18 protein-coding genes are annotated in these 24,852 nt (G+C 58.4%); 8 read left to right on the top strand and 10 right to left on the bottom strand.

All coding sequences use genetic code 11. The features are described 5' to 3' along the window. Positions 1-3,663, top strand: a 3,663-nt coding sequence (locus BMH52_RS15800) for an RNase A-like domain-containing protein (RefSeq protein ID WP_073844248.1), incomplete at its 5' end; no start/stop codon positions are given. Beyond that, on the top strand, positions 3,660-3,962 hold the full coding sequence (locus tag BMH52_RS15795) for a contact-dependent growth inhibition system immunity protein (protein WP_072435666.1): 303 nt from the start codon (positions 3,660-3,662) through the stop codon (positions 3,960-3,962). The genes BMH52_RS15800 and BMH52_RS15795, both read left to right, overlap by 4 nt. A gap of 76 nt (positions 3,963-4,038) precedes the next feature. Here BMH52_RS15795 and hemB read toward each other — a convergent pair whose 3' ends face one another. The 3 genes from hemB to BMH52_RS15780 all read right to left on the bottom strand — a co-directional run bounded on the left by hemB (position 4,039) and on the right by BMH52_RS15780 (position 6,674). Then, positions 4,039-5,013 (bottom strand): porphobilinogen synthase, encoded by a 975-nt coding sequence (gene hemB, locus BMH52_RS15790; protein ID WP_019817510.1) that lies wholly within the window; start codon positions 5,011-5,013, stop codon positions 4,039-4,041. A gap of 116 nt (positions 5,014-5,129) precedes the next feature. Then, positions 5,130-5,972, bottom strand: a complete 843-nt coding sequence (locus tag BMH52_RS15785) for a PhzF family phenazine biosynthesis protein (RefSeq protein ID WP_038449690.1) — start codon at positions 5,970-5,972, stop codon at positions 5,130-5,132. 3 nt (positions 5,973-5,975) lie between these two features. Beyond that, complete coding sequence (locus BMH52_RS15780) at positions 5,976-6,674, bottom strand: glutathione S-transferase N-terminal domain-containing protein (RefSeq protein ID WP_032892475.1); 699 nt, start codon at positions 6,672-6,674, stop codon at positions 5,976-5,978. Between the two features lie 250 nt (positions 6,675-6,924). Between BMH52_RS15780 and BMH52_RS15775 the strand changes: the two genes are divergently transcribed. The 3 genes from BMH52_RS15775 (at position 6,925) to BMH52_RS15765 (ending at position 12,988) form a co-directional block, all read left to right on the top strand. Next, the gene (locus BMH52_RS15775; RefSeq protein ID WP_072435668.1) at positions 6,925-7,626 is read left to right on the top strand and encodes a histidine phosphatase family protein; all 702 of its coding nucleotides are present in this window, start codon (positions 6,925-6,927) and stop codon (positions 7,624-7,626) included. 58 nt (positions 7,627-7,684) lie between these two features. Beyond that, positions 7,685-8,740, top strand: coding sequence for a permease (locus BMH52_RS15770; protein ID WP_072435669.1), 1,056 nt, complete (start codon positions 7,685-7,687; stop codon positions 8,738-8,740). Positions 8,741-8,878: 138 nt separating this feature from the next. Then, positions 8,879-12,988, top strand: coding sequence for a leucine-rich repeat domain-containing protein (locus BMH52_RS15765; RefSeq protein WP_073844246.1), 4,110 nt, complete (start codon positions 8,879-8,881; stop codon positions 12,986-12,988). Here BMH52_RS15765 and mnmH read toward each other — a convergent pair. The 4 genes from mnmH to BMH52_RS15745 form a co-directional block, all read right to left on the bottom strand. After that, a complete protein-coding gene (gene mnmH / locus BMH52_RS15760) occupies positions 12,985-14,091 on the bottom strand; it encodes a tRNA 2-selenouridine(34) synthase MnmH (RefSeq protein WP_072435671.1) in 1,107 nt (368 codons plus the stop codon). The genes BMH52_RS15765 and mnmH overlap by 4 nt on opposite strands. After that, positions 14,091-15,125 (bottom strand): selenide, water dikinase SelD, encoded by a 1,035-nt coding sequence (gene selD, locus BMH52_RS15755; protein WP_072435672.1) that lies wholly within the window; start codon positions 15,123-15,125, stop codon positions 14,091-14,093. Before selD ends, mnmH begins: the two co-directional genes overlap by 1 nt. Before the next feature lie 93 nt (positions 15,126-15,218). Next, complete coding sequence (locus tag BMH52_RS15750) at positions 15,219-15,968, bottom strand: TerC family protein (RefSeq protein WP_014717958.1); 750 nt, start codon at positions 15,966-15,968, stop codon at positions 15,219-15,221. 31 nt (positions 15,969-15,999) lie between these two features. Then, positions 16,000-16,251: a hypothetical protein gene (locus BMH52_RS15745; protein ID WP_014717957.1), complete on the bottom strand. Its 252-nt coding sequence runs from the start codon at positions 16,249-16,251 to the stop codon at positions 16,000-16,002. A 134-nt stretch (positions 16,252-16,385) separates the two neighbouring features. Here BMH52_RS15745 and nhaR point away from each other — a divergent pair, with 134 nt between their 5' ends. Further along, positions 16,386-17,288 (top strand): transcriptional activator NhaR, encoded by a 903-nt coding sequence (nhaR, locus tag BMH52_RS15740; RefSeq protein ID WP_014717956.1) that lies wholly within the window; start codon positions 16,386-16,388, stop codon positions 17,286-17,288. Between the two features lie 4 nt (positions 17,289-17,292). Here nhaR and BMH52_RS15735 read toward each other — a convergent pair whose 3' ends face one another. Next, positions 17,293-18,447, bottom strand: a complete 1,155-nt coding sequence (locus tag BMH52_RS15735) for an MFS transporter (RefSeq protein ID WP_020302054.1) — start codon at positions 18,445-18,447, stop codon at positions 17,293-17,295. Between the two features lie 241 nt (positions 18,448-18,688). Here BMH52_RS15735 and sstT point away from each other — a divergent pair, with 241 nt between their 5' ends. Continuing rightward, entirely contained in the window at positions 18,689-19,909 is a 1,221-nt protein-coding gene (gene sstT / locus BMH52_RS15730; RefSeq protein WP_072435675.1) for a serine/threonine transporter SstT, read from the top strand. Between the two features lie 71 nt (positions 19,910-19,980). Here sstT and BMH52_RS15725 read toward each other — a convergent pair whose 3' ends face one another. Continuing rightward, positions 19,981-23,241 carry a hypothetical protein gene (locus tag BMH52_RS15725; RefSeq protein ID WP_073844244.1) on the bottom strand — a complete coding sequence of 1,087 codons (3,261 nt, stop codon included), beginning with the start codon at positions 23,239-23,241 and terminating at the stop codon, positions 19,981-19,983. 181 nt (positions 23,242-23,422) lie between these two features. Then, positions 23,423-23,932 carry a DUF1993 family protein gene (locus BMH52_RS15720; protein ID WP_072435677.1) on the bottom strand — a complete coding sequence of 170 codons (510 nt, stop codon included), beginning with the start codon at positions 23,930-23,932 and terminating at the stop codon, positions 23,423-23,425. Positions 23,933-24,049: 117 nt separating this feature from the next. On the opposite strand from BMH52_RS15720, the gene BMH52_RS15715 reads away from it, so the two are divergent. Continuing rightward, positions 24,050-24,700, top strand: coding sequence for a YceH family protein (locus BMH52_RS15715; RefSeq protein ID WP_014717951.1), 651 nt, complete (start codon positions 24,050-24,052; stop codon positions 24,698-24,700). Positions 24,701-24,852: the final 152 nt, after the last annotated feature.

Genomic DNA, 24,852 nt, shown 5'->3' with positions numbered 1-24,852 from the left:
TGTTGTGTGGGTCTGGAGTTGGTGTGTTGTGGCGTGGCTGGGTCGGCGAGTAAGACGGTGCCGGCTGTGCCGTTGAAGGCGGGGGATACGCTGGTTTCGAACCCGGTGCCGATGGTGCGCGGCAAGACCCAGCGCACGACGTTGGTCCGTCAGGAGCCTGTCGATGATGTGCCAACTGTGGCGTCGAATCCGAAGGGCGATGCGGCGGCGCCTGCGGATAAAACAGTCACTCACGGCTGCCCGGTGTCGATGGTCACCGGCGAGGAATTGCTCACCCTCACCGACGGCGCGCTGGACGGGATTTTGCCGTTTGAGTGGACACGGCTGTATCGCACTAGCGCGGTGGAGGTCGATTGTGGGCTGGGGTTGGGTTGGAGCCATGCGCTGGCTCATCGGCTGGTGGTGTCGGGCGATTCGGTGGTGTGGACCGATCATGAGAACCGCCATACGCAGTTTCCATTGCCCAGCGACTCTCGACCCGCAATCACCAATAGCCTGGCGGAAGCGGCGATCTATTTGGGTTCGGCGCCTGACGAGTTGGTGCTGGCCCAAGCGTCACGGTTCTATCACTTTCGCGACGGTGTACTGACTGCGATCAGCGATGCGTATGACAACCGTCTACGCATTTGCCGTGATCGTTCCGGGCGGATTGAGCGGCTGGATAACGGCGCGGGTCGCTCGTTGCTGTTGCGTTATGAGCTGGATCGCATCGTTGCGGTGGACTACCAAGTACATCGTGCCAAAGGGCGAGAGCCCTACGTGTGGGAGACCGAGCAGAACCTTGTTTCCTACGCCTATGACGAACATGGACGACTGGTTTGCGCGACCAATGCTGTCGGTGAAAGCGAGCGTTATCGGTACGACGATCAGCACGTCATTCTTGAGCGCCAACTGGCCGGTGGCGCGAGTTTCTTCTGGGAATGGGAACGCGCGGGCAAGGCGGCGCGCTGCGTCCGGCATTGGGCAAGTTTTTCGCAGATGGACACGCGTTACGCCTGGGGGGATGACGGGCGTGTCACGGTGCATAACGCCGATGGTAGCCAGGAGGTGTATGTCCATGATCAGCGGGCGCGGCTGGTACAGAGGATTGATCCGGATGGTGCCACGCATTTCAAATCCTACGACGACAAGGGCCGGCTGACCGTCGAGCAAGACCCGATGGGCGCGGTGACGGCCTATCAGTACGACGATGCCGGACGCTTGGTGGCGCTGTTTCCGGGGGAGGATGAGCCGACATCCTACGAGCATGACAATGGGTTCGTACGAGTTGTGCGCCGTGGTGAGGCGGTCTGGAAATATGAGCGTAATGAGCAAGGCGATGTAACGCGTAGGGCCGATCCCGATGGTGAGGTTACTGACTACAGCTACAACAAACAGGGACAACTGACCGGTGTTTGGTATCCCGACAGCAGTTGCCATCGGCTGGTGTGGAACGAGCGTGGGCAGTTGCTTGAAGAGCAATTGCCCAACGGCGGGATCAAGCGTTATCGCTATGACGATCTAGGCCGGCAGATTGCGCGTGAGGATGAGCATGGGGCTCAAACTCAATATCAATGGGATGCCGTCGGGCGTCTGCTAAAGCTGATCGAGCCCGGTGGTGGTTGTAGGGAATTCAGCTACAACCCCTACGGCAAAATCATCGCCGAACGCGACGAACTGGGCCACGTCACCCGCTACGAATACGCCGACGGCCTGCACCTGATCAGCCGCCGGCTCAACGCCGACGGCACCCAAGTCAAGTACCGCTACGACAACGCCCGGCTGCTGCTCACCGAGATCGAAAACGAAGCCGGCGAAACCTACCAACTCGACTATCACCCCAACGGCCTGATCCGCCAGGAAACCGGCTTCGACGGCCAGCGCACCGCCTATGCCTACGACCTCAACGGCAACCTGCTGGAAAAGACCGAATACGGCGACGATGGCAGTCAGCTAATCACCCGTTACGAGCGCGACCACGCCGGGCGCCTCGTAAGAAAAACCCTGCCCGACAGCGCCGTTGTCGACTATGCCTACGACCGCCAAGGCAACCTCCTCAGCGTCGAGGACGGCCACTGGGCGTTGGCCTACGAATACGACCGCCAAAACCGCCTCACCGCCGAACACCAGGGATGGGGCACCCTGCGCTACGGCTACGACGCTTGCGGCCAGCTGAAAAACCTGTGCCTGCCAGACAACAACCGCGTCACCTTCAACCACGACAAAGGCGGCCACCTCGCCACGGTCGAACTCAACGGTGAAGTACTCACCTCACATCTGTTCAAGAGCGGCCGCGAACACCAGCGCCAGCAAGGCCAACTGCTCAGCCACTACCACTACGATGACCAACACCGCCTGCACGCCCACGCGGTGACCCAACAGCAAAACCACCTCTACCAACGCCAATACGACTACGACAAAGCCGGCAACCTCACCCGCCTGCTCGACACCCGCAAAGGCGAACACCGCTACCACTACGACCCCCTCGCCCGCCTGACCCGCGCCGACCACTCCCAAGACGTACAGGAACGCTTCGGCCACAACCCCGCTGGCAACCTGCTGATGCAAGACCGCCCCGGCCCGGACATCGTTGCGGCCAACCGCCTGATGATCCAGGGCGACCGTCATTACGACTACGACGCCTTCGGCAACCTCATCCGCGAACGACGCGGCAAGGGCCAGCAACTTGTCACTGAGTACCGCTACGACTGCCAGCATCGGTTAGTCGGGGTTACAACGCCCAACGGCCAAACCGCCAGCTATCGCTATGACCCATTTGGACGCCGCATCAGCAAAACCGTGGACGACAAAACCACCGAGTTTTTCTGGCAAGGCGACAAGCTGATTGCCGAACACCATGCAGAGCGCCATCGCAGCTACCTCTACGAACCCGGCAGCTTCCGCCCATTGGCACTATTGGACGGTTTCGGCCCAAAAGAAACCAAGCCCTACCACTACCAACTCGACCACCTCGGCACCCCGCAGGAACTGACCAGCCCCGAAGGCGAAATCGTCTGGTCCGCTCACTACCGCGCCTACGGCCAGATCGCCCGGCTCGACGTAGGCAAAATCGACAACCCACTGCGGTTTCAAGGGCAGTATTTCGATGCGGAAAGCGGGCTGCATTACAACCGCCATCGCTACTACTATCCAGATATTGGTCGCTACCTGACGCCAGATCCGGTGAAGTTGGCGGGAGGGGTCAATGGGTACCGGTATGTGCCCAATCCGACAGGTTGGGTAGACCCGCTGGGACTTAGCTGTAAAAAAACAAGCTGCCCTGAAGGGCCGTATAGCGTAATCGTTCCAGGAGGAGGTTTAGCCGCACATGAGGCGGCAGGAGGACATCTAATGCAAAAGCATGTCGGTAGAACTGATCAACAGCTGCTTGACCGCTTGAGACAGGAACCACATATCCCGGCAGCCTCTACGTTTCATGATCGCGCAACAGCTGAACTCGCCGTTTCAAAGGTATTGGATAACAATCAAGACAAAATCAAAGACTTCCTAGAAGGAAACAACCAGCAGATAGTCATCACTCAACTATCCCCAGAGCCAATCGGCACAAGTTTCAAAAAGAACACTACGACACCTGTACCCGGAAAAGAAATTTACTTAATTATTCGCAGAGACCAAAAAATGCATACTGGATATCGAATTCACACAGGGTTTCCAAACCCATGAATAAAGACTACCCCGAGCTGCAGCAATTTCTTGCTGGATACTTCAATCAAGATTGGGTTGATGATCACAAAAGCGCAAACGACGTAATTGATTTTTTTATTTCGGAGTCGCCTGAAGATACGATAAAAATAGTGCTATCAGAGCTAGAAAAACTAATATCAGCCAAAAAAACAGAGCAAGATCTTCAAGACTTTTTACTCTCTGATATCGGCTGTTATTACTATTACCCTAATGAATGGAGTGATGGGCAAACGTGGTTAAACCATGTTGCCTTAACATTAAAAAACGCCATTAAATAATTTCCTGGCCGAGATACGGGGCTGCTAGGCAGCCCCACGCGAGCAAGCTCGCTCGCCACCGGTGTACTCAGCTCCTTTAGATCCCCGCCACCGCCAAATCCATCGCAAAATACGTAAATATCAAATCCGCCCCCGCCCGCTTGATCGACCCCAACGTCTCGCGCACCACTCGATCCTCATCAATCGCCCCGGCCTGTGCGCCGAACTTGATCATCGCGTACTCACCGCTCACCTGGTACGCCGCCACCGGCAGGCGCGAGGCTTCGCGGATGTCGCGGATGATGTCGAGGTAGGCACCGGCAGGCTTGACCATCAGCGCATCAGCGCCTTCCTGTTCGTCCAGCAGCGATTCGCGCACGGCTTCACGGCGGTTCATCGGGTTCATCTGGTAGCTTTTGCGGTCGCCCTTGAGCGCGCTGCCGCCGGCTTCTCGGAAGGGGCCGTAGAGGGCCGAGGCGAATTTGGTGGAGTAGGCCATGATCGGAATGTGGGTGAAGCCGGCGTCATCCAGCGCGCGGCGGATGGCCTGGACCTGGCCGTCCATCGCCGCTGACGGGGCGATCACGTCGGCGCCGGCGCGGGCGGCGGCCACGGCTTGTTTGCCGAGGTTGACTAGGGTCGCGTCGTTGTCGACATGGGCACCGTGCATCACGCCGCAGTGGCCGTGGTCGGTGTATTCGCAGAAGCAGGTGTCGGACATCACGATCATTTCCGGCACGGCGTCCTTGATGATCGAGGACATGCGCGAAACCAGGCCGCGTTCTTTCCACGTGTCGCTGCCGCTGGCGTCGAGGTGGTGGGACACACCGAAGGTCATCACCGACTTGATGCCGGCGCGGGCGTAACGCTCGATCTCACCGGCGAGTTTTTTCTCAGGAATGCGCAACACACCCGGCATGCTGGTGATGGGCACGAAGTCGTCGATTTCTTCTTCGACGAAAATCGGCAGTACCAAGTCGTTGAGGGTGAATTCGCTTTCCTGGAACAGGCCACGCAATTCCGGGGAGCGGCGCAGGCGACGTGGACGGGCTTGGGGGAACTGGCTGGTCATGGCAATCCTGAAAAATGGCTGAACACTTTGGGGCGAAAGCTTATGCCCCCAAGTCCCGGCAACACAAATGCCAAGGGGCCAATAGTGTATTGCCGGGTGCGTAACAATTCATTGATCTAAAGCTGTAGACGCCCTTCGATGCACAACGCTACGGCGCCGCCCACCCAGATTTCATCGCCCTGGCGCTCGATATGAATACGCCCCGCTCGCCCAATCGCCGTGCCTTGGCTGACCACGTAACGGCTGGGCGCAAGGCCCTCGGCGAGCAGCCATTGGGCCACGCCGGCATTCAAGCTGCCGGTGGCCGGGTCTTCGGCGGCGCCATCGCCAGCGACAAAAGCGCGCACTTCAAAGTGCGCGTCCACCGCATCACGCGTCGGATCACAGGGGGCGATCACCCCTACGGCCAGACCCAGCAGTTGCGCATAGTCCGGTTGCAACGCAAGCACCGCGTCACGATCAGCCAGCATCACCGCCAGCCAACCCGCACCATTGTCGACCCACTGGCTGCGCACAATCGCCTCGGGCGCCAGCTTCAAAGCCAGGCGCACGCGCTCCAGCAACGGCGCCTCCACGGGCCCTGCACGCAACAATGGCGGCGCGATAAACGCCAGTTGGTCACCCTGGCGACGAATACGCACCAAGCCGATTTCGCACTCCTGGATAATCTCCTCCCCACGTGGCACGCCGCCAGCCTGCAACCAGGCGTGGCAACTGCCCAAGGTCGGATGCCCGGCGAACGGCAGCTCTTTGAGGGTGGTGAAGATTCTTACCCGATAGTCAGCACGTGGGTCGCGCGGCGTCAGTAAAAACGTGGTTTCGCTGAGGTTGGTCCAATTGGCAAAGTCCGCCATCTGCTGGTCGGTGAAGCTATCGGCCCCCAGCACCACGGCCAAGGGGTTGCCTTTGAGCGGCACGCTGCTGAATACATCCAGTTGTTGAAAATCGAAAGTCGGCATGCTTCAGCTCGGGATGTTCAGGCCACGGATCACCGCCGGACGTGCAACAAAGCCATCCAATGCGCGCAGTACGTTAGGGAAATCGGTGATGCCTACCAGATCACCGGACTCGTAGAACCCGATCAGGTTGCGAACCCACGGAAAGGTCGCAATGTCGGCGATGCTGTACTCGTCGCCCATGATCCAGGTGCGGCCCAACAGGCGCTTTTCCAGCACGCCCAGCAAGCGCCGTGATTCGGCGGCGTAGCGATCACGCGGACGCTTGTCTTCATACGCCTTGCCGGCGAATTTATTGAAGAACCCCAGTTGGCCAAACATCGGGCCAATGCCGCCCATCTGGAACATCAACCATTGCAGGGTTTCATAGCGGGTGGCCGGGTCTTCGGAGAGCAACTGGCTGGTCTTTTCCGCCAGGTAAATGAGGATCGCGCCGGATTCGAACAGCGCCAGCGGCTGGCCACTCGGGCCGTTGGGGTCGATGATCGCAGGGATCTTGTTGTTGGGGTTCAGGGACAGGAACTCGGGAGACAATTGGTCCTGGGTGTCGAAGCTGACCTTGTGCGCCTCATAAGGCAGGCCCAGTTCTTCGAGCATGATCGACACCTTGACGCCGTTGGGCGTGGGTAGCGAATACAGCTGCAGGCGTTCTGGGTGCTGGGCGGGCCATTTGCTATTGATCGGGAAAGCGGCGAGTGCGTTCATCGAGAACCCCCTGGTCGGAAAGCCCCATCATAGTCATCTGCCTGCCGTCGTGCATGGGTCATCGTTGCGCAACATTTGCCGGCTAGTATCCCGCGGGGGCGAACCAAAGCGCCCGAATGCACTCTTAAGAGCGCCCGAAGAATGAATGGAGGCTGCTTGCTATATCGACAGGGAACACCGCAGGACGCTGATGCGTCACTGGGGCCGGGCTTGTCCGCCTTAACCCGACGCACGAAGACTCGAACCTATCATGAAGATCAAGCCTCTGCGCCTTGTGCAACAATTCAAACGTTATTCATACATGATGTTGCCGCTGCTGCTGGTCAGCGCGGCCATCGTCACCGCTCTTGACGCCCGTGAAAGCCGTGCCCAACCCGTGGACGGCGTGCAAACCCTGGTATTCCTGCGCCATGGCGAAAAACCGGCCGGTGGCCTGGGCCAACTCAATTGCCAGGGCCTGAACCGCGCCATGAACCTGGCGACCCTGTTGCCGGAAAAGTTCGGCAAAGCCAACTATGTGTTCGCTGCCAACCCGACGCGCAACGTCGAGGAAGGCGAACTGGATAACTCCTACAGCTATATTCGCCCACTGATCACCATCAGCCCCAGCGCGATCAAGCTCGGCCTGCCGGTGAATATCGAGTTTTCAGCGAATGACACCAGTGCCCTGGCCGAAGAACTGGTCGAGGACAAGTACCGCAACGCGACCATCTACACGGCCTGGTCCCACGGTTACTTGCCGGAACTGATCAACAAAGTCGCCAGCGAAGCCGCCGGCGAAAAACACACCATTACCGATGATTGGTCTGGAAATGACTACGACTCCCTGTACGTGCTGACATTGACCTGGCACAACGGCAAAGCTTCGCTGCTCAGCCGCAACTACAAGCAAGGGCTGAATAACGGCGGGGAAAACTGCCCGGACCCGACCCAGGTCAGCGCAGATATCTGAAGCTTGGGCCGCAGGGGCGTATGATGCCGGGCTATCGACTCACCTGCGGATCCTCTCCATGTCCAACCTCGCTTCCACCCAGCCCAACCGCGGCTGGGCATTCTGGTGCAAACCTGCGCTGTTTCTCCTGGTGGCCTGCATCGGCCTCTACTATGTGAAGTGGTCGCCCTACTACCTCAAGGTGTTTGTAGCGGCCGACAACCACAGCATTGGCGCCTCGATTCTCAATGACCAGCAAAGCTCGCCCCTGGCGGCGGCGCTAGCCTATGCCCAGGTGTATTTCCTGGCCATCTGGAAAGCCGCCGTACTGGCAGTGATCCTCGGTTCATTGCTGCAGGTATTGATCCCTCGCGACTGGCTGCTGCGCCTGTTTGGCCGCGCCGGGCTGGGCTCGACCCTGCGCGGTGGGCTGTTCGCCCTGCCGGGGATGATGTGCAGCTGCTGCGCGGCCCCGGTGGCGGCGGGCATGCGCCGCCAGCAAGTGTCGGTCGGCGCGGCGCTGGCGTTCTGGATTGCCAACCCGGTATTGAACCCGGCCACACTGGTGTTCATGGGCTTTGTGCTGGGCTGGGGTTTCACCGCGCTGCGGCTGGTGGCGGGGATTGTGCTGGTGGTGGGCGTGTCCCTGGTGGCACAGCGTATTGCGCGCCCGGACCATGTGCCGGAAGCCGCGCTGGAGGCCGTTGCCGACGTCAGCACGGTGGAGTCGCAGCCGTTCCTGAGCCGCTGGTTACGCACGCTGTGGCAACTGTTCTGGAGCACTATCCCGGTGTATATCCTGGCGGTGCTGATCCTCGGCGCGGCGCGGGTGTGGCTGTTCCCTCATGTGGACGGGGCGATGGCCGACAGCCTGGTGTGGCTGGTGCCGCTGGCGATTGTGGGCACGCTGTTCGTGATTCCGACAGCGGCAGAGATTCCCATCGTACAAACCATGATGACCCTGGGCATGGGCACCGGCCCGGCCGTCGCCTTGCTGATGACCCTGCCGAGCGTGAGCCTGCCGTCACTGCTGATGCTGCGTAAGGATTTCGATGCGCGGGTGCTGGTGACGGTAGCCGGGTTGACCATGTTGATGGGCGTCGTATGTGGCTTGATCGGGGCCGTTATCCTTTAACTGTTCACGTAAAACCGAGCGCCGCGTCCTGCTGCATTTGACGCGGCCTCCTATTTCCAGTCACCTGGATTTCCGATCCTCTTCCCTGTGCGCCAGCGGTATTGTCGAGCCTCCTATTCCGCAGACGGAACTGCTCATATGACAAACACCGCCCCCCATCAAAGTAGCCGCGAAATATTGCACGACATTTTGCGCAAAGCCATGCCCTTGACCCCTTATGACCACGGCGCGCAAACGATCAGGGATAAATGGGGCGCCGACCTCGACCCCATGAGCGCCCAACTGGTCACGCTTGACTACGACTACCATGGCCACCCACCGATTGATGGCGTGCACCAGGGACGAATTCGCTTCCAGCATTCACTGGTACAAGCGCTGCTCAGCGACTATCAAGCCGTGGCCGATGATCGTTTTGGCGAAACCGCCTTTGGCCTCTACACACCGCCGCGAGTCGGACCGGCCATTAAAATTGTCGAACATGTTGACGAGTTTGCCTATCAAGGCAGCGGCAACCATACCGCCTACGAAGGCATCTACCGCTGTGTCGACCCGCAAACCTACGGACCTGAAACACAAATTGATATCACGCCTGCCAGCTTCAAGAAATGGGTATGGCAACTCGACTACCAAGATATCTACAACGACTACCTGGACAAAACCCTGCCCAGTGACGAAACCATCACAGCCCATGCACCCTATGCATTGCGCACATCGGTAAAGACCGCTTTTGTCATGACAGCTTTTTTGCAAAAGCGCGAGTCCAGCTTGTCCCTCGACGGGTTGAAACTCGCGCTGTCGGCAGCAGGCCTTGGCGAAGGCCAGATCGAATTCGGCTTCATCAACAATGCCCAACTTGAGCAGCGCACCTGTCCCATGGCGCATGTGCAAGCCTCACGCCTGATGATCTATCGCTATACCGCCCGAGACATATGGGTATTTCGTCACCGTACCAGCGGGCGGGTGTTGATGTACATTCCAGGCAATTCATCCCCGCTGCATGAGTTTTCCGATCTCAAAGCAATGCGCACCTGGGTCGTGCAGCAAGGCAAAGACAGCGCCTGCAAGAAAGCGTTGGCCAGCCATTTTGCCAAGGATGATCGTTTGGACGGCACTTATCATGCCGGTGTGTTCACGGCGTTGGAGGCCATGGTCGAATACCCGAAGATGCATCGACTGGGTCGTGAAGCCGGTTTTTTCAACAACGATGGCTATTGGAACCCGGATGATTACATCAGTCTGGACACTGTACCCAATGCGCTTGATCCCTTTGTCGAATTGGTCAAGGTGCTCAAGGAAGACAACCTCAATACCGCGCAGGAAGCGATCCGCGATGATGCCGACGTCAACCGTGCCAACCTGAGCGCCGCGGTCGAGACGGCGGTGAGCTGGATCAACCGCTGGGGTGCCCTGGCTATATTTTTCCCCGGCGGCGAAGGGTTCCTGGCGCTTGCCGGCTTGATCGAGGCCGGCTACGGACTGAACGAGATCGCCAGCGCCGACACCCACGCCGAACAGGCTAAGGGCCTGACCCGTGTAGTGTTCGGCTTGCTCAACGCGCTGCCTTTGATCGTGAAGGCAGGTACGGCGCTGGCCCGCGATGTCGATGCGGCAGCGCAGGCGGTCAAAGTGCCGGAAAGTGAAACCCCGGGCGCGCCCGAGCCGGTGCCTGAATCGCTGCCGGCACTGCCGGTGAAGCCCCCATCCGGCATCCCGTTGCAGCCACCGGGCACCGAAGGACTCGAGTTGACGCAGTGGACCCGCCCGCAGTTGATGCGGGGTTTCGGCGACGCAGTTGAAGGCTTGTCCGATGAAACGCTGGAGCAGATCCGTCAGGTCAGCGATGTCTCGGATGATCACCTGCGTTATCTGCATGCCGAGGGCCTGGCGCCGCAGGGGATACTGGCGGACACGATTGTACGCTTCAAGTTGGACAGCGAGGTGGAACTTGCGCTGCATCAAAAGGGGGGAGCTGTTGCCCTGAGCGAACGCATCGCATTATTCGATCGGCGTTATCTGGAGGTCGTCAAACCCGACAGCGAACTGCTCCAGAGCCTGAGTCATGAGTTCCCGTCCTTGCCCAAGGCGGTACTCGAAGAGATGTTGGCCCGGGAAAACCTGAGCCCTCACAGTGAGCTGACACTAGGCCAGATGAAACAACTGTTTCAGCGTTTTGAACCGCATGTGCACGGCTATGAGCAAAGCCTGCGCATGGCTCGCGCCTACGAGGGCTTGTTTCTCGGCTCGGTACGCAGTACCGACAGCGATACGTTGCTGCTGCACAGCTTCAGACGCATGCCTGGCTGGCCGAAGGACGTTTCGATTGTCGTGCGTGACGGCTCGCCCACCGGGGCTGTGCTGGACCGGGTCGGTGCCACGTCACTGCCCAAGCAGCGGTTGGTGGTCAAAATCGGCAATCAATTCCAGGGGTACAACGAACTCCGGCAGCCGACTCACGCCTCGGATGATTTCGCCGATATGCTTGTGCATACCATGACCGAGGACGAGCTGAGGGCCATGAACCTGCACCTTGACCGGGGACTTGAGCATTTCAGGTTCAAAGTCCGTCGCAGCCTGTTGAACCGCGCCGACTTCACCAGCGTGCTTCAGCGCCAATCGCTCAGAAGCGCGTTTTTCGAGCCCGAGGATATCGGGTTGCGGGGAGGTGCCGGTGGTCAGCAGGCGCAGGTGCCGACGACAACCACTCGGGCCCAGGTCAAACGCTACTTTCCAGAGGCGACGGACCAACACGCGGATGACTTTATTGCGCGGTTTGGTGATACGCATGCGGCCGAGATCGAGCTGCAGCGTCTTCAGAGTGGTTATCCACAACTGGAACGGGAGGTTGGTGCCTGGGAGAAAAGCTATAAAGGCCCCGATGTCGCAGAGCGCAATCGGCGACTTGCAATCGGCGCCACCCTGCGTCGGCTGTACAAGTGGCAAGGCGAACCCGCAGAGAGAGTCTATCGCGATGGCCGACTGCTGGGCTTCAAGCTGAATATAAATCTGGGAACTCGCACCAATCAAACGGCTCCGCTTTTTTCGACGCGTCTCAATTCTGTTGTCTCCCTGAGATTGACGGGGCGCATTAACCGGCAGATGGAGGCTTTATTCACAAACTTTTCCCATATTGAACGGCTGGAAATGTCTTTGTCCGGACTCAGCAGACCGCCAGCAGCTCTGGAACTACTCACTGAGTTGAGAGCTCTGGACATGAGCAGGACCTCGCTCATCCTGAACTCAGTCGATACTGCAGTACTCGCAAAACTACCCCGTTTGCAAGAGCTGAACCTGGCACATTGCCGCCTGAAGGAGGCGCCGCCATTATACGGTTTGAAAAATTTGCGGGTACTGAATCTGAGTTACAACAACATCTCCATGGTTTCATACAGCTTCGGTGGAGTGTCTGAGATGACACATTTGGAGGTACTGGATCTGAGCTGGAACCGGAGGATGCTATATGCGCCTGACATTGGAAGTATGCCAGCGTTACGGGTATTGGACCTGACAGAAACCGGCCTCACACAGCCGCCTTCCGCGTTTGGCACTGCGCACGCGCCGCTGCAGCTGGAGATATTGAGACTAAGCGGTAATAACCTACGCGTTGCACCTTCGCTCAGAGGCATGACGGCCTTGCACGAAGTGGACCTTACCAATACGGGTATAGACAGATTCCCGGAGGGCATCACGTCAGAAATCCCCAGCACCCGCTTGATACTGCGTGACAATCATATTGCCTCGATCCCCGAATCCATCGAACTCAGAAAGGGTTTTGACCTGAGAGGCAACTCTATTAACGACCCGGTTTCCTTGCGGCGCCTGATTGCTGCACGCCGACAAACAGGCACCGATATCTGGCTGGGAGCGCCGAACAACGACAGGACGATAAACCTTTGGCTGCGAAATGTGCCGCAAGCGCAGATTCCTAACAAAAGTGCGCTTTGGCTTAGCTTTGCTAACGATTCTGCGAACCAGGTGCTGATGGAACAGATTCGAGCCCTGAGTCGTACGCCCGAATTCCTGGTCGAGCGTCAGCTGTTGCAGCGTCGGGTCTGGACGTTTCTTGAGAACTTCAATGAAGCCAGTGCTGGTGCGCGTGAGGAGATGAGAGCCATCGCAGACGCTGGTAATGCGAGCCCGCAGAGCCTCGCAGGGATGTTCGAGAGGCTGGAAACAATAATACGGGAGCATGACGCGGGGAGACAAAACCTGCCCATGTATCCGCTGCCCAAGCGCCCGAGACTCCATTAACAAGACTGCAAGGCGCTGCGCTCGCGCAAATACGCCACCACAGCGCCCTGCTCCCCTGCGAACTCGATTCGCGCCCCTTTGTTCTCGCGCTGAAACGCGTACATCGGGTCGTAATACTCGCGCAACAAGCCTTCGATCCACACGCGGTGCAGGTCCACTGCCCTGCTGCGGGCCTGTTCCGCCAGGGCGTTCTGCAAAATCGCCTGCAGCCGCTGGAAGCGCTCGCCGCCCAGGCGCTTATGGATATTGGCCAGGCTCTGGGTCAGACGTTCGGCAAACAATGCCTGGCCATGCTCACCAAATACCGCAATGAATTCGGCGCACAGGTCGACCACGTAGTCCTTCAGGATGCGCTCGACCCGGCCTTCGACGCTGTCTTCCAGCCACACCATCGGGAACGTCTGCATACCTTTGTGCAACGGCAGCGGCAGCGCGCAACTGCCGATCATGCGGCTCTCATCCTCGACCACGAACTGTTCGATACCCGCCACGCGCTTCTTCAGCAGGTCGACCGCGAGCCGGTTTTCGAAATCGATAGTGGACGGTTGCGCCGTGGCGCGCTTGCCGAAGCTGGAGCCGCGATGGTTGGCGTGCCCTTCCAGGTCCAGGGCGTTGCTTAACTGGCCGAGCACTTCGGTCTTGCCGGTGCCGGTCATGCCGCCGAGCAAGACGAAATCACATTGGGCGGTGGCCTGCTCGAGCGTGTCCAGCAGGAAGGTGCGCATGGCCTTGTAGCCACCGCCGACGCGGGGGTATTCGATACCCGCTTCGGTTTTCAACCATTGCTGCACGATTTGCGAGCGTAGCCCGCCGCGAAAGCAGTAAAGGTAGCCCTCCGGATTAGCCTGGGCAAACTGCGCCCACTGCTCGATACGTTCAGCCTTGATCGCCCCCGACACCAACTGATGGCCCAGCACGATTGCAGCCTGCTGGCCCTGCTGCTTGTAGCAGGTGCCCACTCGCTGACGCTCGTCGTCGGTCATCAACGGCAGGTTGACCACGCCGGGAAACGCGCCCTTGGTGAATTCGACCGGCGCGCGGGTGTCCATCATCGGCCGGTCGTTGAGGAAGATATCGCGGTAATCGGTGATGTCAGTCGCCATCAAATCACCTCTACCGCGTGGGTCTGCCGCTCCAGCAGTTCGCCGATCGGCTCAAGGGCCAGCCCCAGTTCAGCGGCCACCGCGTTGAACTCGGCGTCGCCTTCGGGCGTGACGGCGATCAACAGGCCACCGCTGGTTTGCGGATCGCACAGCACGCGCTTGTGCAGCTCCTGTACACGCCCGAGCTTGCTGGCGTAGCTGTCGAAGTTGCGCAAGGTGCCACCGGGTACGCAGCCCAGGTCCAGGTAGTACTCAACGCCCGGCAGGCGTGGGACTTTTGCATATTCGATGCGGGCCGTGAGACCACTGCCGTCGGCCATTTCCACCAAGTGCCCGAGCAGGCCGAAACCGGTGACATCGGTCATCGCCGTGACACCGGCCAATTTGCCGAAGCGGCTGCCAGGCTTGTTCAGCGTGCACATCCAGTCGCGGGCCAGGCCGATATCCGCTTCGCGCAACTTGCCCTTCTTTTCCGCAGTGGTAAGGATGCCGATGCCCAAGGGTTTGGTCAGGTACAGCTTGCACCCGGCGGTGGCAGTGTCGTTGCGCTTCATGTGGCGCTTTTGCACGATGCCGGTCACGGCTAGGCCGAAGATGGGTTCCGGCGCGTCGATGGAGTGCCCACCCGCCAGCGCAATGCCCGCAGCGTCGCATACCGCACGGCCACCGCGGATCACTTCGCGGGCGATCTCCGGCGCCAGTACATTCACCGGCCAGCCAAGAATGGCAATAGCCATCAACGGGTCGCCGCCCATGGCGTAGATATCGCTGATGGCATTGGTGGCCGCAATGCGGCCGAAGTCGAAGGGGTCGTCGACAATCGGCATGAAAAAGTCCGTGGTGGACACCACGCCGCGCTCGTCGTCGATGGCGTATACCGCCGCATCGTCGCGGGAGGCATTGCCCACCCACAGGTTGGGGTCGAGGTTCTGTGCACCGCTGCCCGCAAGGATCACTTCCAGGACCTGGGGCGAAATCTTGCAACCGCAACCCGCACCGTGGCTGTACTGGGTAAGGCGAATCGGCTCGTTCATGGGGGACCTCAAGCTATCAAGTGGGCCGATTCTAGCAGACAGCAAAAGGCCGGCTGGGCTCTTGTGAGCACAGCCGGCCTGTTTGTTCAGCGGTTACTGGCGCGCAGCGAGCAAACGTGCGTGCCGGTTACGCCGGGCGATGTTCAAGCATTCGATCGCCGCCGAGAAGGCCATGGCCGCATACACGTAGCCTTTTGGCACGTGGGCGCCGAAGCCTTCGGCGATCAGCGTCATGCCGATCATGATCAAGAAGCCCAGGGCCAGCATCACCACGGTCGGGTTGTCGTTGATGAACTTGGCCAACGGTTCAGCGGCCACCAGCATCACGATCACCGAGACCACCACGGCAATGATCATGATCGGCAAGTGCTCGGTCATGCCCACGGCGGTGATGATGCTGTCGATGGAGAACACCAGGTCGAGCATCAGGATCTGGCCGATGGCGGCAGCAAAGCCGATGGTCACGGTATTGCTGACGGTTGCCTTCTCTTCAGGCTCCGGGTCCATGCTGTGATGGATCTCGGTGGTTGCCTTCCACACCAGGAACAGGCCGCCGGCGATCAGGATCATGTCCTTCCACGAGAACGCCTGGCCGAATACTTCGAACACCGGTGTCGTCAATTGCACGATGAACGCGATGGTGCTCAACAGGCCCAGGCGCAATATCAACGCCATGCTGATACCAATGCGCCGCGCCTTGGCCCGGTGCTTCTCCGGCAGTTTATTGGTAAGGATCGAGATAAAGATCAGGTTATCGATGCCCAGCACGATTTCCATGACGATCAAGGTAGCCAGTGCGACCCAGGCGGTGGGGCTGGCGGCCAGTTGTAAAAGGTAATCCATAGGTCAGTCCTGACGTGGTAGTGCTGGGGAATTAGGTTTCTTTGGTGTCGGATTCAGCAGCGTTTTCAGCGTCTTTTTCCTGCTTCTCAGGGCTGATCAAGCCCTGGGTTGCTTCACTCAATGCCTGCTCGGCGGCCTTGTGGGTGTCGTCGATGGCCTGCTTGGCCGACTCGGTAGCCTTGCCCAGCACCTGTTGCGCGCTTTTCTCGACTTGATCACAGCCGCTGACCCCTATCAATGAAAGCGCAAGCAACGACGCCGCGCCCAGGGAATTGAGTTTCATGATGTATTCCTCGTTAGAACCATTGGGTCCAAGTAGTGGCCCCTCGATAGCGAGGCATTCTATGCAGACGAACAGTTCAGTAAAATTCGTATTTTTCTCGCGTATACTTCGGTTTTTGCGAAGTGTAAGCGAGCATGCTCAATTATCGACAGCTGCATTACTTCTGGGTGGTGGCCAAGACCGGCAGCATCGTGCGCGCCTGTGAGCAGTTGAACCTCACGCCGCAGACCATCAGCGGGCAGATCAGCCTGTTGGAGCAGACCTTCGGTATTGCCCTGTTTCAGCGGGTCGGGCGCCAGCTTGAACTGACCGAAGCCGGGCGCCAGGCGCTGCCCTACGCCGAGCAGATGTTCCAGACCGGCAACGAACTGGAGGCGATGCTGCGCGCCCAGCCCGACGAACAGCAGATCCCGTTCCGCGTTGGGGTGGCGGATGTGGTGCCCAAATCCATCGTGTACCGGTTGATCGCGCCGACCATGGAGTTGAGCGAACCGATCCGCATCACCTGCCGTGAAGACAAACTCGAGCGTTTACTGGCCGACCTGGCGATCCAGCGCCTGGACCTGGTGATTTCCGACAGCCCCATGCCCACGCACTTGGACATCAAGGGCTACAGCCAGAAGCTGGGAGAATGCGGCATCAGTTTTTTCGCCACCCAGACGTTGGCTGACCAGCATGGGGGGGATTTCCCACAGTGTTTGCAGGGCGCACCGCTGCTGATCCCGGGCGCTGAGACCGTAGTGCGCAGCCGTTTGCAGCGCTGGTTTGCCGAACAGCAGATTCAACCCCGCATCATCGGCGAGTTCGACGACAGCGCTTTGATGCAGGCCTTCGGGCAATCCGGCAGCGGGATTTTTATCGCGCCCAGCGTGATCGCCGACGAAGTGGTGCGCCAATACGGCGTAGCGCTGATCGGCCAGACCGATGCAGTGACCGAGTCGTTTTATGCAATCTCAGTGGAGCGCAAGGTCAAGCACCCCGGCATTGTGGCAATTACCGAGGGTGCCCGGCGGGAGTTGTTTACCGCCCTGCCCTGATCGCTCAGGCATTGAGCGCCGTGGGTTTGGCGGTCATCAGCCACAGTGCGAGCAGGATCGATACCAGGATAAACCCCGAAGCGGCAAACCCCAGGCTGCCCAGGCCCAGGGTGTCGATGACATGCCCGCCCACCATCGCACCCAGGCCGATACCGAGGTTGGCGCCGGCAATGTTCAGCGACGCCGCAAACGCCGGTGCATGGGGCGCGGCCTTCATCAAGCGCACATGGCTGACCAGGAACATCGCCGCCTGGGTCACGCCCCACACCGCCATCGCCGCGGCCAGGCCGATGGTCGAGTGAATCGCCGGCACCACCGCCACCATGCCCGCGATCATGAACCCGCAGAACACCATGGACGCAATCAACGGATGACGATCCACGGCACGTCCGCCCAGGGAGTTGCCGATCAGCCCGACCGCGCCAAAGCCCATCAGGCACCAGCCCACCAACGTGCCGTCGAACCCGGCCAGGCGCTCAAGGATATCTGCCAAGTAGGTATAGGCGGTGAACATGCCACTGAACACCAGGATCGACAGCAGGATATGCCCCTGCATCACGGGGCTGCGCAGGATCTTGAATTGCGAGCGCAAGCTGGCCTGCTGGTGCTTGGCCGGGGTAACCGGCAGGTAGACATACAGCAGCAATGCCTTGGCCAGGGCAATCACCGCGAGCACGGCGAACGCGGTGCGCCAGCCGAACATATCGGAAATCAGCGTGCCCACCGGAATACCAAATACGGTGGCGCAAACAATGCCAAAGCCGATTTTTTCAATCGCACGCCCGGCGAACTCAGGGCCGACAATGTCAACCGCCGTTTCGCTGGCCAGGGCCCAGAACACGGGCAAGCCCAGGGCTGGGATCAAACGGGCCAGGGCCATTACCCAAATATTCGGCGCCAGTGCCGCCACCGTATTGGCCGCTGCAAACATGATCAAGATGCTGATAAACAGACGCTTGCGTGGGAAGCGTGCGCAGTAGGCAGTGAGGAACGGGCCGAACGCGGCCACGGTGAACGCGAACAAGGTCACCAGCAGCCCGGCCTGGGACACACTGACGTTCAGGTCCCGAGCAATCGAGGGCAACAGGCCGACGATGACGAATTCTGTGGTCAGCACGGTAAAACCGGCGGCTGACAGCAGCAGGATAGGAAACAACATGAAAACTCCAGAAACAACGACATCAACGACAGCCCGAGGGGCCCGCTGACGGATAGGAAAGATGAGAGGGATGAAGCTTAACAGAACATGTGCGGATCTGACCAAGCCCGACTGAAACGGGTGACGGAATGCCGCAGCGAACGAGACGCGTCCTACAGCATGCTAGACTTCGCGCCTGCTTCCTACAGTGCTTTCTGCCTGCAATGCTGCGCCCTACTAAAAAAACTAGAGACAACTCTTTATGACTGCTGCCCCTTCCCTGTTGCAACGTTTAATGCGCGTCAGCCTGGTCACCCAAATTGTCATCGGCCTGATTGCCGGGATCGTGTTGGCCTTGCTGTTCCCCGAGGCCGCGCGCGCCACCGGTTTTATCGGCAAGGTATTTGTCACGGCGCTGAAGGCTGTCGCGCCGATCCTGGTGTTTGTGCTGGTCATGGCTTCCATTGCCAACCACAAGCACGGTCAGGAAACCCACATCCGCCCGATCCTGTTTCTGTACCTGCTCGGCACTTTTTCCGCCGCCGTGGTTGCAGTGGTCGCCAGTATGTTGTTCCCGTCTGCCTTGGTACTGGTCACCCATGACGCCACGGTAAGCGCCCCCGGCGGTATCGGCGAGGTGCTGCAAAGCCTATTGCTCAGCGTGGTGGATAACCCGGTCAGTGCGCTGATGAACGCCAACTTCATCGGCATCCTGGCCTGGGCCATTGGCATGGGCATCGCCATTCGCCATGCCGGTGAAACCACCCGTACGGTATTGGACGACTTGTCCAACGGCGTCACCCTGATCGTACGCGTGGTGATCCGCTTCGCCCCGCTGGGCATCTTTGGCCTGGTGGCCTCCACCCTGGCCACCTCGGGCTTCGGCGCCCTGCTCGGCTATGCCCACCTGCTGGCCGTGCTGATCGGCTGCATGTTGTTCGTGGCGCTGGTGATCAACCCGGCCATCGTGTTCTGGAAACTGCGTCGCAACCCTTACCCGCTGGTGCTGATGTGCCTGCGCGAAAGCGGCATCACCGCGTTTTTCACTCGCAGCTCAGCGGCGAATATTCCAGTGAACCTGGCGCTGAGCAAACGCCTGGGTCTGCATGAAGACACCTACTCGGTGTCGATCCCGCTCGGTGCCACCATCAACATGGCCGGCGCCGCAATCACCATCACCGTGCTCACCCTGGCGGCTGTGCACACCCTCGGGATTGCCGTGGACCTACCAACCGCCGTACTGCTCAGCGTGGTCGCGGCCATTTGCGCCTGTGGGGCTTCCGGCGTGGCGGGCGGCTCGCTGCTGCTGATTCCGCTGGCGTGCAGCCTGTTTGGTATTCCAAGTGAAATCGCCATGCAGGTTGTCGCCGTTGGTTTCATCATCGGCGTACTGCAGGATTCGGCCGAAACGGCACTCAACTCATCTACCGATGTGTTGTTTACTGCCGCGGCGTGCCTGGGTAAAGAAGACCAGGCCGCCTGAATGAGCAAAAAAAAGCCCGAGCCGTTCACTCAGAACCGACTCGGGCGTTTTCAATGACGGCTGAATATCTATCAAGATGGCGAAGTGGCCGCAGTGAATCCCTGAAGGGGCATCCCGTATCGCTCGTTTGTTTGCGGATTGAATCGGTACCACTTACCGGTAACGGTATCTAACTGAGCCATGATCTTCGTCGCATCCTCGCCCGGAGAAGTGCCCACCGTTACATTTTTCGGCTTATGCTTAAAAACCCTGTCAACACTGCGGTTAGCCGCAATGATCTTCCAGCCAAGGCTTCCTTTGCCCAGGATCGACGAGAACGTTGTCAGCCCCCTTGTGCCAATGGCTGCCCCGCCCGCAAATGGGTTGGCGGCGCTGATAAGTGCCCGCCCCAGCCTGCCTGTAACCCCCCCAAGCCCTAGCTGCCCACCGACCTTGGCGATCTTTGAAATTTTGCCGACCGCGCCTGCACCTGCGACAACAAAACCAAATACGTCAAATGCCAGGAAAGTGAGTCCTTCACCGATCCTTCCCTGCTGAAAACTGTGAAGTGCCGACGCGCCCGGTATCAGTGCACGGGTCACCGCCTGGATTTTTTCGAATTCAGTCACTTCAGTGTCGAACGTGGTGACACCTCTGGCCGCGTTGACCACCGTTTCACGTTCGTCGGCCCTGAAAAAATGGCGTGTGACTACGTCTGCTATATGCTGCGTTCGCTGCGAATTGAAGGCTTGAGTAGGAGATGAAGTTTGAAGCTTTGATTCTCGCTCTTTACGTTCTGCCGGATCATTGGCATTAATTTCACTGATTTTGGTGTTGGATCGAACTCTGACCTTGGGTTTATTCGTAGCAACGGGGCTCCACTCGCCTTGCAACCCTGTCTTCAGCCCCTCCGCTAAATCTGCGCGATGCTGCAGCCCGCCCGTCGCGGGATTGAATTCGTAAATCCGTTTCTTGCCTTTATGCAGCGTCTCAAGAAATACAGAGCTACTTTTAACTTCTTCAGTCTCCGAAACATCGTACTGAATCTTGTAACCTGCCGATGTAATGGTTTGGGTAACTTTTTCCTCCCCATAGATTTTCAACGCGCCGTGCTGCAGTGCCTCTTGATCCTCCTGAGGCAGCAAAGACATCTGATGTTTAACATTCACGCTCATGGCGTCTTTAAATCCGTCGAAATACTCCAAGACATGTGATTCGAACGCTTCGTTTAAAGATTCCATCTCGCGAACGTCAGCCGCTATTTTTTCAATCGGAACAGCGGGATCATTGGAAAACCATCTGACATGTTGCTGCGGGGCCGAATAGATATCCAATATCGAATAGGGACCTTTTAAATCGCGGTGATTCTCGGTTGGATAGATTGTTTTTTTTTCGAAGTCTATTTTCCCATAGGTTTCCTCGGGAAAACGGTTCCTCAATATACTCAGCCCTAATTCCGAGCGACTATGTAATACCGTGCGTTGCGCTTCTGAAGCAGTTGTCAATAACTCGAAGCGCTCGTTCGCGAGGACGCCGGCACGTTCAATCTCTTCATTCGTATAATTGTTATCCTCCCGTTTTTCGATGGCCCCATCTGCCACCGCCCAATGAATCAACCCCTCTCGCGCCGCCGCCGCTTCCACTTGTATCGCGGCAGGATCTATGGGCCTCAAGTCGTCTTGGAGCAACTGCTCATACGTTTTAGTCGCCGCCAGACCTGGAGCGCGCATCTCAGCTTTGGCAACGATCGATTTCAAACTGACCCAATTCGGTGAGCCGTAAGTCACATGATCCGGGACATCTTTGACCAGCAATTCCGGAGCGTGGTGCGACAACAGCAGATAGGCCGCAACAGGAGCGTTACCGCCGTATGACTTGCTCAGATGATCAGTTAGCCCTTTCAGAACAAATGACAGCGGTTTTCCCCAGTTCTCGCGCGCCGACAGATCAAACCCAGCCACCTTGTTCTTTTCGCCCGGTTTCCACAACGCATCCTGATTGAGGCCTATCTGGAGAGCCGAAAGTGCCCAATCCTCAACACTGCCGACCCCCTCGAACTTGTCGCGCAAGGCTTCGCCCAAGGACTGCGCAGCCGGACTTTGCAAAAGCCTCAAGATCGCTTGTCGGGGATCTTTCAACTCTGCTTCGGACCATTGGATGGTTTGCGTAAGATACCCGAACGCGTTTTGGCTCAATTTCAACTGATCGAATTCAGGCAGCGCCATCGCGTTATAGGAAACAGCATCGTAGATCGCCTGCTGTTGGGTCGTATCGAGCGGCGTTGGCCACGCTAGCCCCCCGCCAAAATCCTGATGCGGTTGTGGGTACTGAAGTTGTTGTAAACTGTTGCCCATTTCCATTATCTCGGCTTTATTAACCGGATGCTTCCAGCCATTGGCCGTCATGAACTGCAAAAGGTTCACGTGTCGTCCGGCCATGGGTTGGTTATCCAGGTGGAAACCCGAGTCAGGGCCAAGCTTGATCAGTTGAGATTGCAGGAAAGATTGAAATCCGGCATCACGATCATAGGGAGGTCGGTAACTGCTTAGAATGCTGGGATCGTGGCGACGCCAGGATTCTTGCTGATCCAGATAATCGTCTACCCCCACAAGAGCTTTGATCAGGCCAGCGTTGAAGGATTGCAGATCGCGTCTATCGGCAAGTTGTTGTTTTTGCAACATCAGGGTTTCTTCAGAACGCGCCTGACCAACGCCCGACGTCGCAAATGCGTTGTTTTTTTGCAGCTCCCGAGCTCGTTTTCGATCTTCGGTTGAATCGTTATGTATCGTCTCTCCGTAAAACTGTGCAATCAACTTGAGGGGTACACTTTCGGCGCGCACGGCTGAGTAGCTTATCCCATCGGGAGCATAGGCTTTCAATGCGACCATAATGGGCCCTGCGTATAACGCCCACTGAGGGTGGTCTTTTAAAGTAAGTCGGGCTATCGCTCCATTTTTTTTATTAACGCTCAGCGTCCCGTCAGAGGCGATCTCCATGGTGGTCGGGTCAAAACCTTTCCGCTCCAGCATAAATATAAGATTCGGGTCTTCAAGTGTATTACGCAACTGTGTACGCCATTGGCCGAGAGACGACGCGTCTGGAATACTCGGAATAATAGTGTGCTCATCACGAGTCCGATCCTCTAGGGCATCTGCATAGAGGGCGGCCAATTCACTGTCAGCTTGAGCACGGTCAGAGGTTGATAGAACCGCTTCATTACCGTTAGCCTCTCGACGGGGCCGGCTCGTCGCAAGCGAGCTTGAAGACGAATCCTGGCTGACGGACGTATTGCGTGTGGCTTCGAAATAAGCGTTATGGGTGGTCGACGTTAACGCAGAGGAGGAAAGCTGCATTTAGTTTGTGGTCTCCAGGTTCTTCGGTTGAAAGTTTAATAGGCACTCCTGAGTGAGATTTACTGAATATTGGTTGCATCAAGATATGTAACAAAGCATTGGTGAAAAGAATATCCTGCAAAAAAAAAACCGAGGCCGTTCATTTCAGAACAAGCCCCGGTTTTTTTATTGAAGCGTGAGTTTAGAACGCGCCCATGTAATCACGCTTGCCCACTTCCACACCGTTGTGACGCAACAAAGCGTAAGCGGTGGTGACGTGGAAGAAGAACTGCGGCAGGCCGTAGGTCAGCAGGTAGGACTGGCCGCTGAAGCGCTTCTCTTTCGGCGTGCCTGGGCGGGTGATGATTTCGATACCTTCCTTGCCGTCGATCTGCTCGGGCTTGATGGTGTCGACGAAGGCCAGGACCTTGGCGATCAGTGCTTGCAGGTCGGCAAAGGTGACTTCGCTGTCTTCGTACTTCGGTACTTCGATCTCGGCCAGGCGTGCCGACACACCTTTGGCGAAGTCCACGGCGATCTGCACCTGGCGCACCAACGGGAACATGTCCGGGAACAGGCGCGCTTGCAGCAAGGCGTTGGGCTCGATGTTCTTGGCGCTGGCGTGGGCTTCGGCTTTGTTCAGCACATCGCTCAACGCGTTGAGCATTTGCTTGAAGACTGGGATAGAAGCGGCGTACAGGGAAATGGTCATGTCAGTCTCACTGATAATGGCAGGGTTGGAACCAGCGGCGATTATAGCCATGCCCGGTGCTTGTCTTTTATTTTTTGAGGATTACGCTGGTGAGCTTCACTGCATAGGGAAAGCGCGATGACCGCCGAGCACGACACCGACACCCCTGAGCCGCGCCTGAACAGCACGGAAATCCGCATCCTGGGCTGCCTGATCGAAAAACAGGCGACCAACCCGGAAACCTACCCCCTCACCCTCAACGCCCTGGTGCTGGCCTGCAACCAGAAGACCAGCCGCGAGCCGGTGATGAACCTCAGCCAAGGCCAGGTCGGCCAGAGCCTGCGCGCGCTCGAAGGCCAAGGCTTCACGCGCCTGGTGATGGGCAGCCGCGCCGACCGCTGGGAGCACCGTGTGGACAAGGCCCTGGAACTGGTGCCGGCCCAGGTGATCCTGACCGGGCTGCTGTTCCTGCGGGGGCCGCAGACCGTCAATGAGTTGCTCACCCGCAGTGGGCGTATGCATGACTTTGAGGATGCCGAACAGGTTGTGCATCAGCTCGAGCGCCTGATTGCACGAGGACTGGCGCTGCTCGTGCCGCGTCAGGCGGGGCAGCGGGAAGACCGGTATACCCATGCACTGGGGGACCCGGCAGATATTGAAGCGATTATGACCGCGCGGGGGAATCCGGTAGAGCGTAGCGCAGGGGCTGTTTCGGTGGAGCGCATTGAAGAGCTGGAAGCGCGGATTGCCGCACTGGAAGAACGGCTGGCGCAGCTGGAACAGGGATAATGCAGATAAACATGTGGGAGCTGGCTTGCCTGCGATAGCCATTGGTATCGACACAACTTTGTAGGTTGCAGCAGCCAACGGTAACTACGATGCGAAGCGAGCCGCTCTTGATCTTGCTCTGCTTTTGATCTTAGGCGCCCCGTTAAACCACG

The organism is Pseudomonas sp. BTN1 (assembly GCF_001907715.1).
GTDB lineage: Bacteria > Pseudomonadota > Gammaproteobacteria > Pseudomonadales > Pseudomonadaceae > Aquipseudomonas > Aquipseudomonas paracarnis.
This window is presented reverse-complemented; position numbering and strand designations above follow the sequence as displayed.

What these genes read in the sequence shown, in the direction of transcription:
- BMH52_RS15725 (WP_073844244.1), bottom strand. Translation starts at nt 23,241, where the DNA reads ATGCAGCTTTCCTCCTCTGCGTTAACGTCGACCACCCATAACGCTTAT.
- BMH52_RS15795 (WP_072435666.1), top strand. Translation starts at nt 3,660, where the DNA reads ATGAATAAAGACTACCCCGAGCTGCAGCAATTTCTTGCTGGATACTTC.
- BMH52_RS15775 (WP_072435668.1), top strand. Translation starts at nt 6,925, where the DNA reads ATGAAGATCAAGCCTCTGCGCCTTGTGCAACAATTCAAACGTTATTCA.
- BMH52_RS15745 (WP_014717957.1), bottom strand. Translation starts at nt 16,251, where the DNA reads ATGAAACTCAATTCCCTGGGCGCGGCGTCGTTGCTTGCGCTTTCATTG.
- sstT (WP_072435675.1), top strand. Translation starts at nt 18,689, where the DNA reads ATGACTGCTGCCCCTTCCCTGTTGCAACGTTTAATGCGCGTCAGCCTG.
- BMH52_RS15785 (WP_038449690.1), bottom strand. Translation starts at nt 5,972, where the DNA reads ATGCCGACTTTCGATTTTCAACAACTGGATGTATTCAGCAGCGTGCCG.
- BMH52_RS15735 (WP_020302054.1), bottom strand. Translation starts at nt 18,447, where the DNA reads ATGTTGTTTCCTATCCTGCTGCTGTCAGCCGCCGGTTTTACCGTGCTG.
- BMH52_RS15720 (WP_072435677.1), bottom strand. Translation starts at nt 23,932, where the DNA reads ATGACCATTTCCCTGTACGCCGCTTCTATCCCAGTCTTCAAGCAAATG.
- BMH52_RS15770 (WP_072435669.1), top strand. Translation starts at nt 7,685, where the DNA reads ATGTCCAACCTCGCTTCCACCCAGCCCAACCGCGGCTGGGCATTCTGG.
- mnmH (WP_072435671.1), bottom strand. Translation starts at nt 14,091, where the DNA reads ATGGCGACTGACATCACCGATTACCGCGATATCTTCCTCAACGACCGG.
- nhaR (WP_014717956.1), top strand. Translation starts at nt 16,386, where the DNA reads ATGCTCAATTATCGACAGCTGCATTACTTCTGGGTGGTGGCCAAGACC.
- BMH52_RS15750 (WP_014717958.1), bottom strand. Translation starts at nt 15,968, where the DNA reads ATGGATTACCTTTTACAACTGGCCGCCAGCCCCACCGCCTGGGTCGCA.
- BMH52_RS15765 (WP_073844246.1), top strand. Translation starts at nt 8,879, where the DNA reads ATGACAAACACCGCCCCCCATCAAAGTAGCCGCGAAATATTGCACGAC.
- BMH52_RS15715 (WP_014717951.1), top strand. Translation starts at nt 24,050, where the DNA reads ATGACCGCCGAGCACGACACCGACACCCCTGAGCCGCGCCTGAACAGC.
- selD (WP_072435672.1), bottom strand. Translation starts at nt 15,125, where the DNA reads ATGAACGAGCCGATTCGCCTTACCCAGTACAGCCACGGTGCGGGTTGC.
- hemB (WP_019817510.1), bottom strand. Translation starts at nt 5,013, where the DNA reads ATGACCAGCCAGTTCCCCCAAGCCCGTCCACGTCGCCTGCGCCGCTCC.
- BMH52_RS15780 (WP_032892475.1), bottom strand. Translation starts at nt 6,674, where the DNA reads ATGAACGCACTCGCCGCTTTCCCGATCAATAGCAAATGGCCCGCCCAG.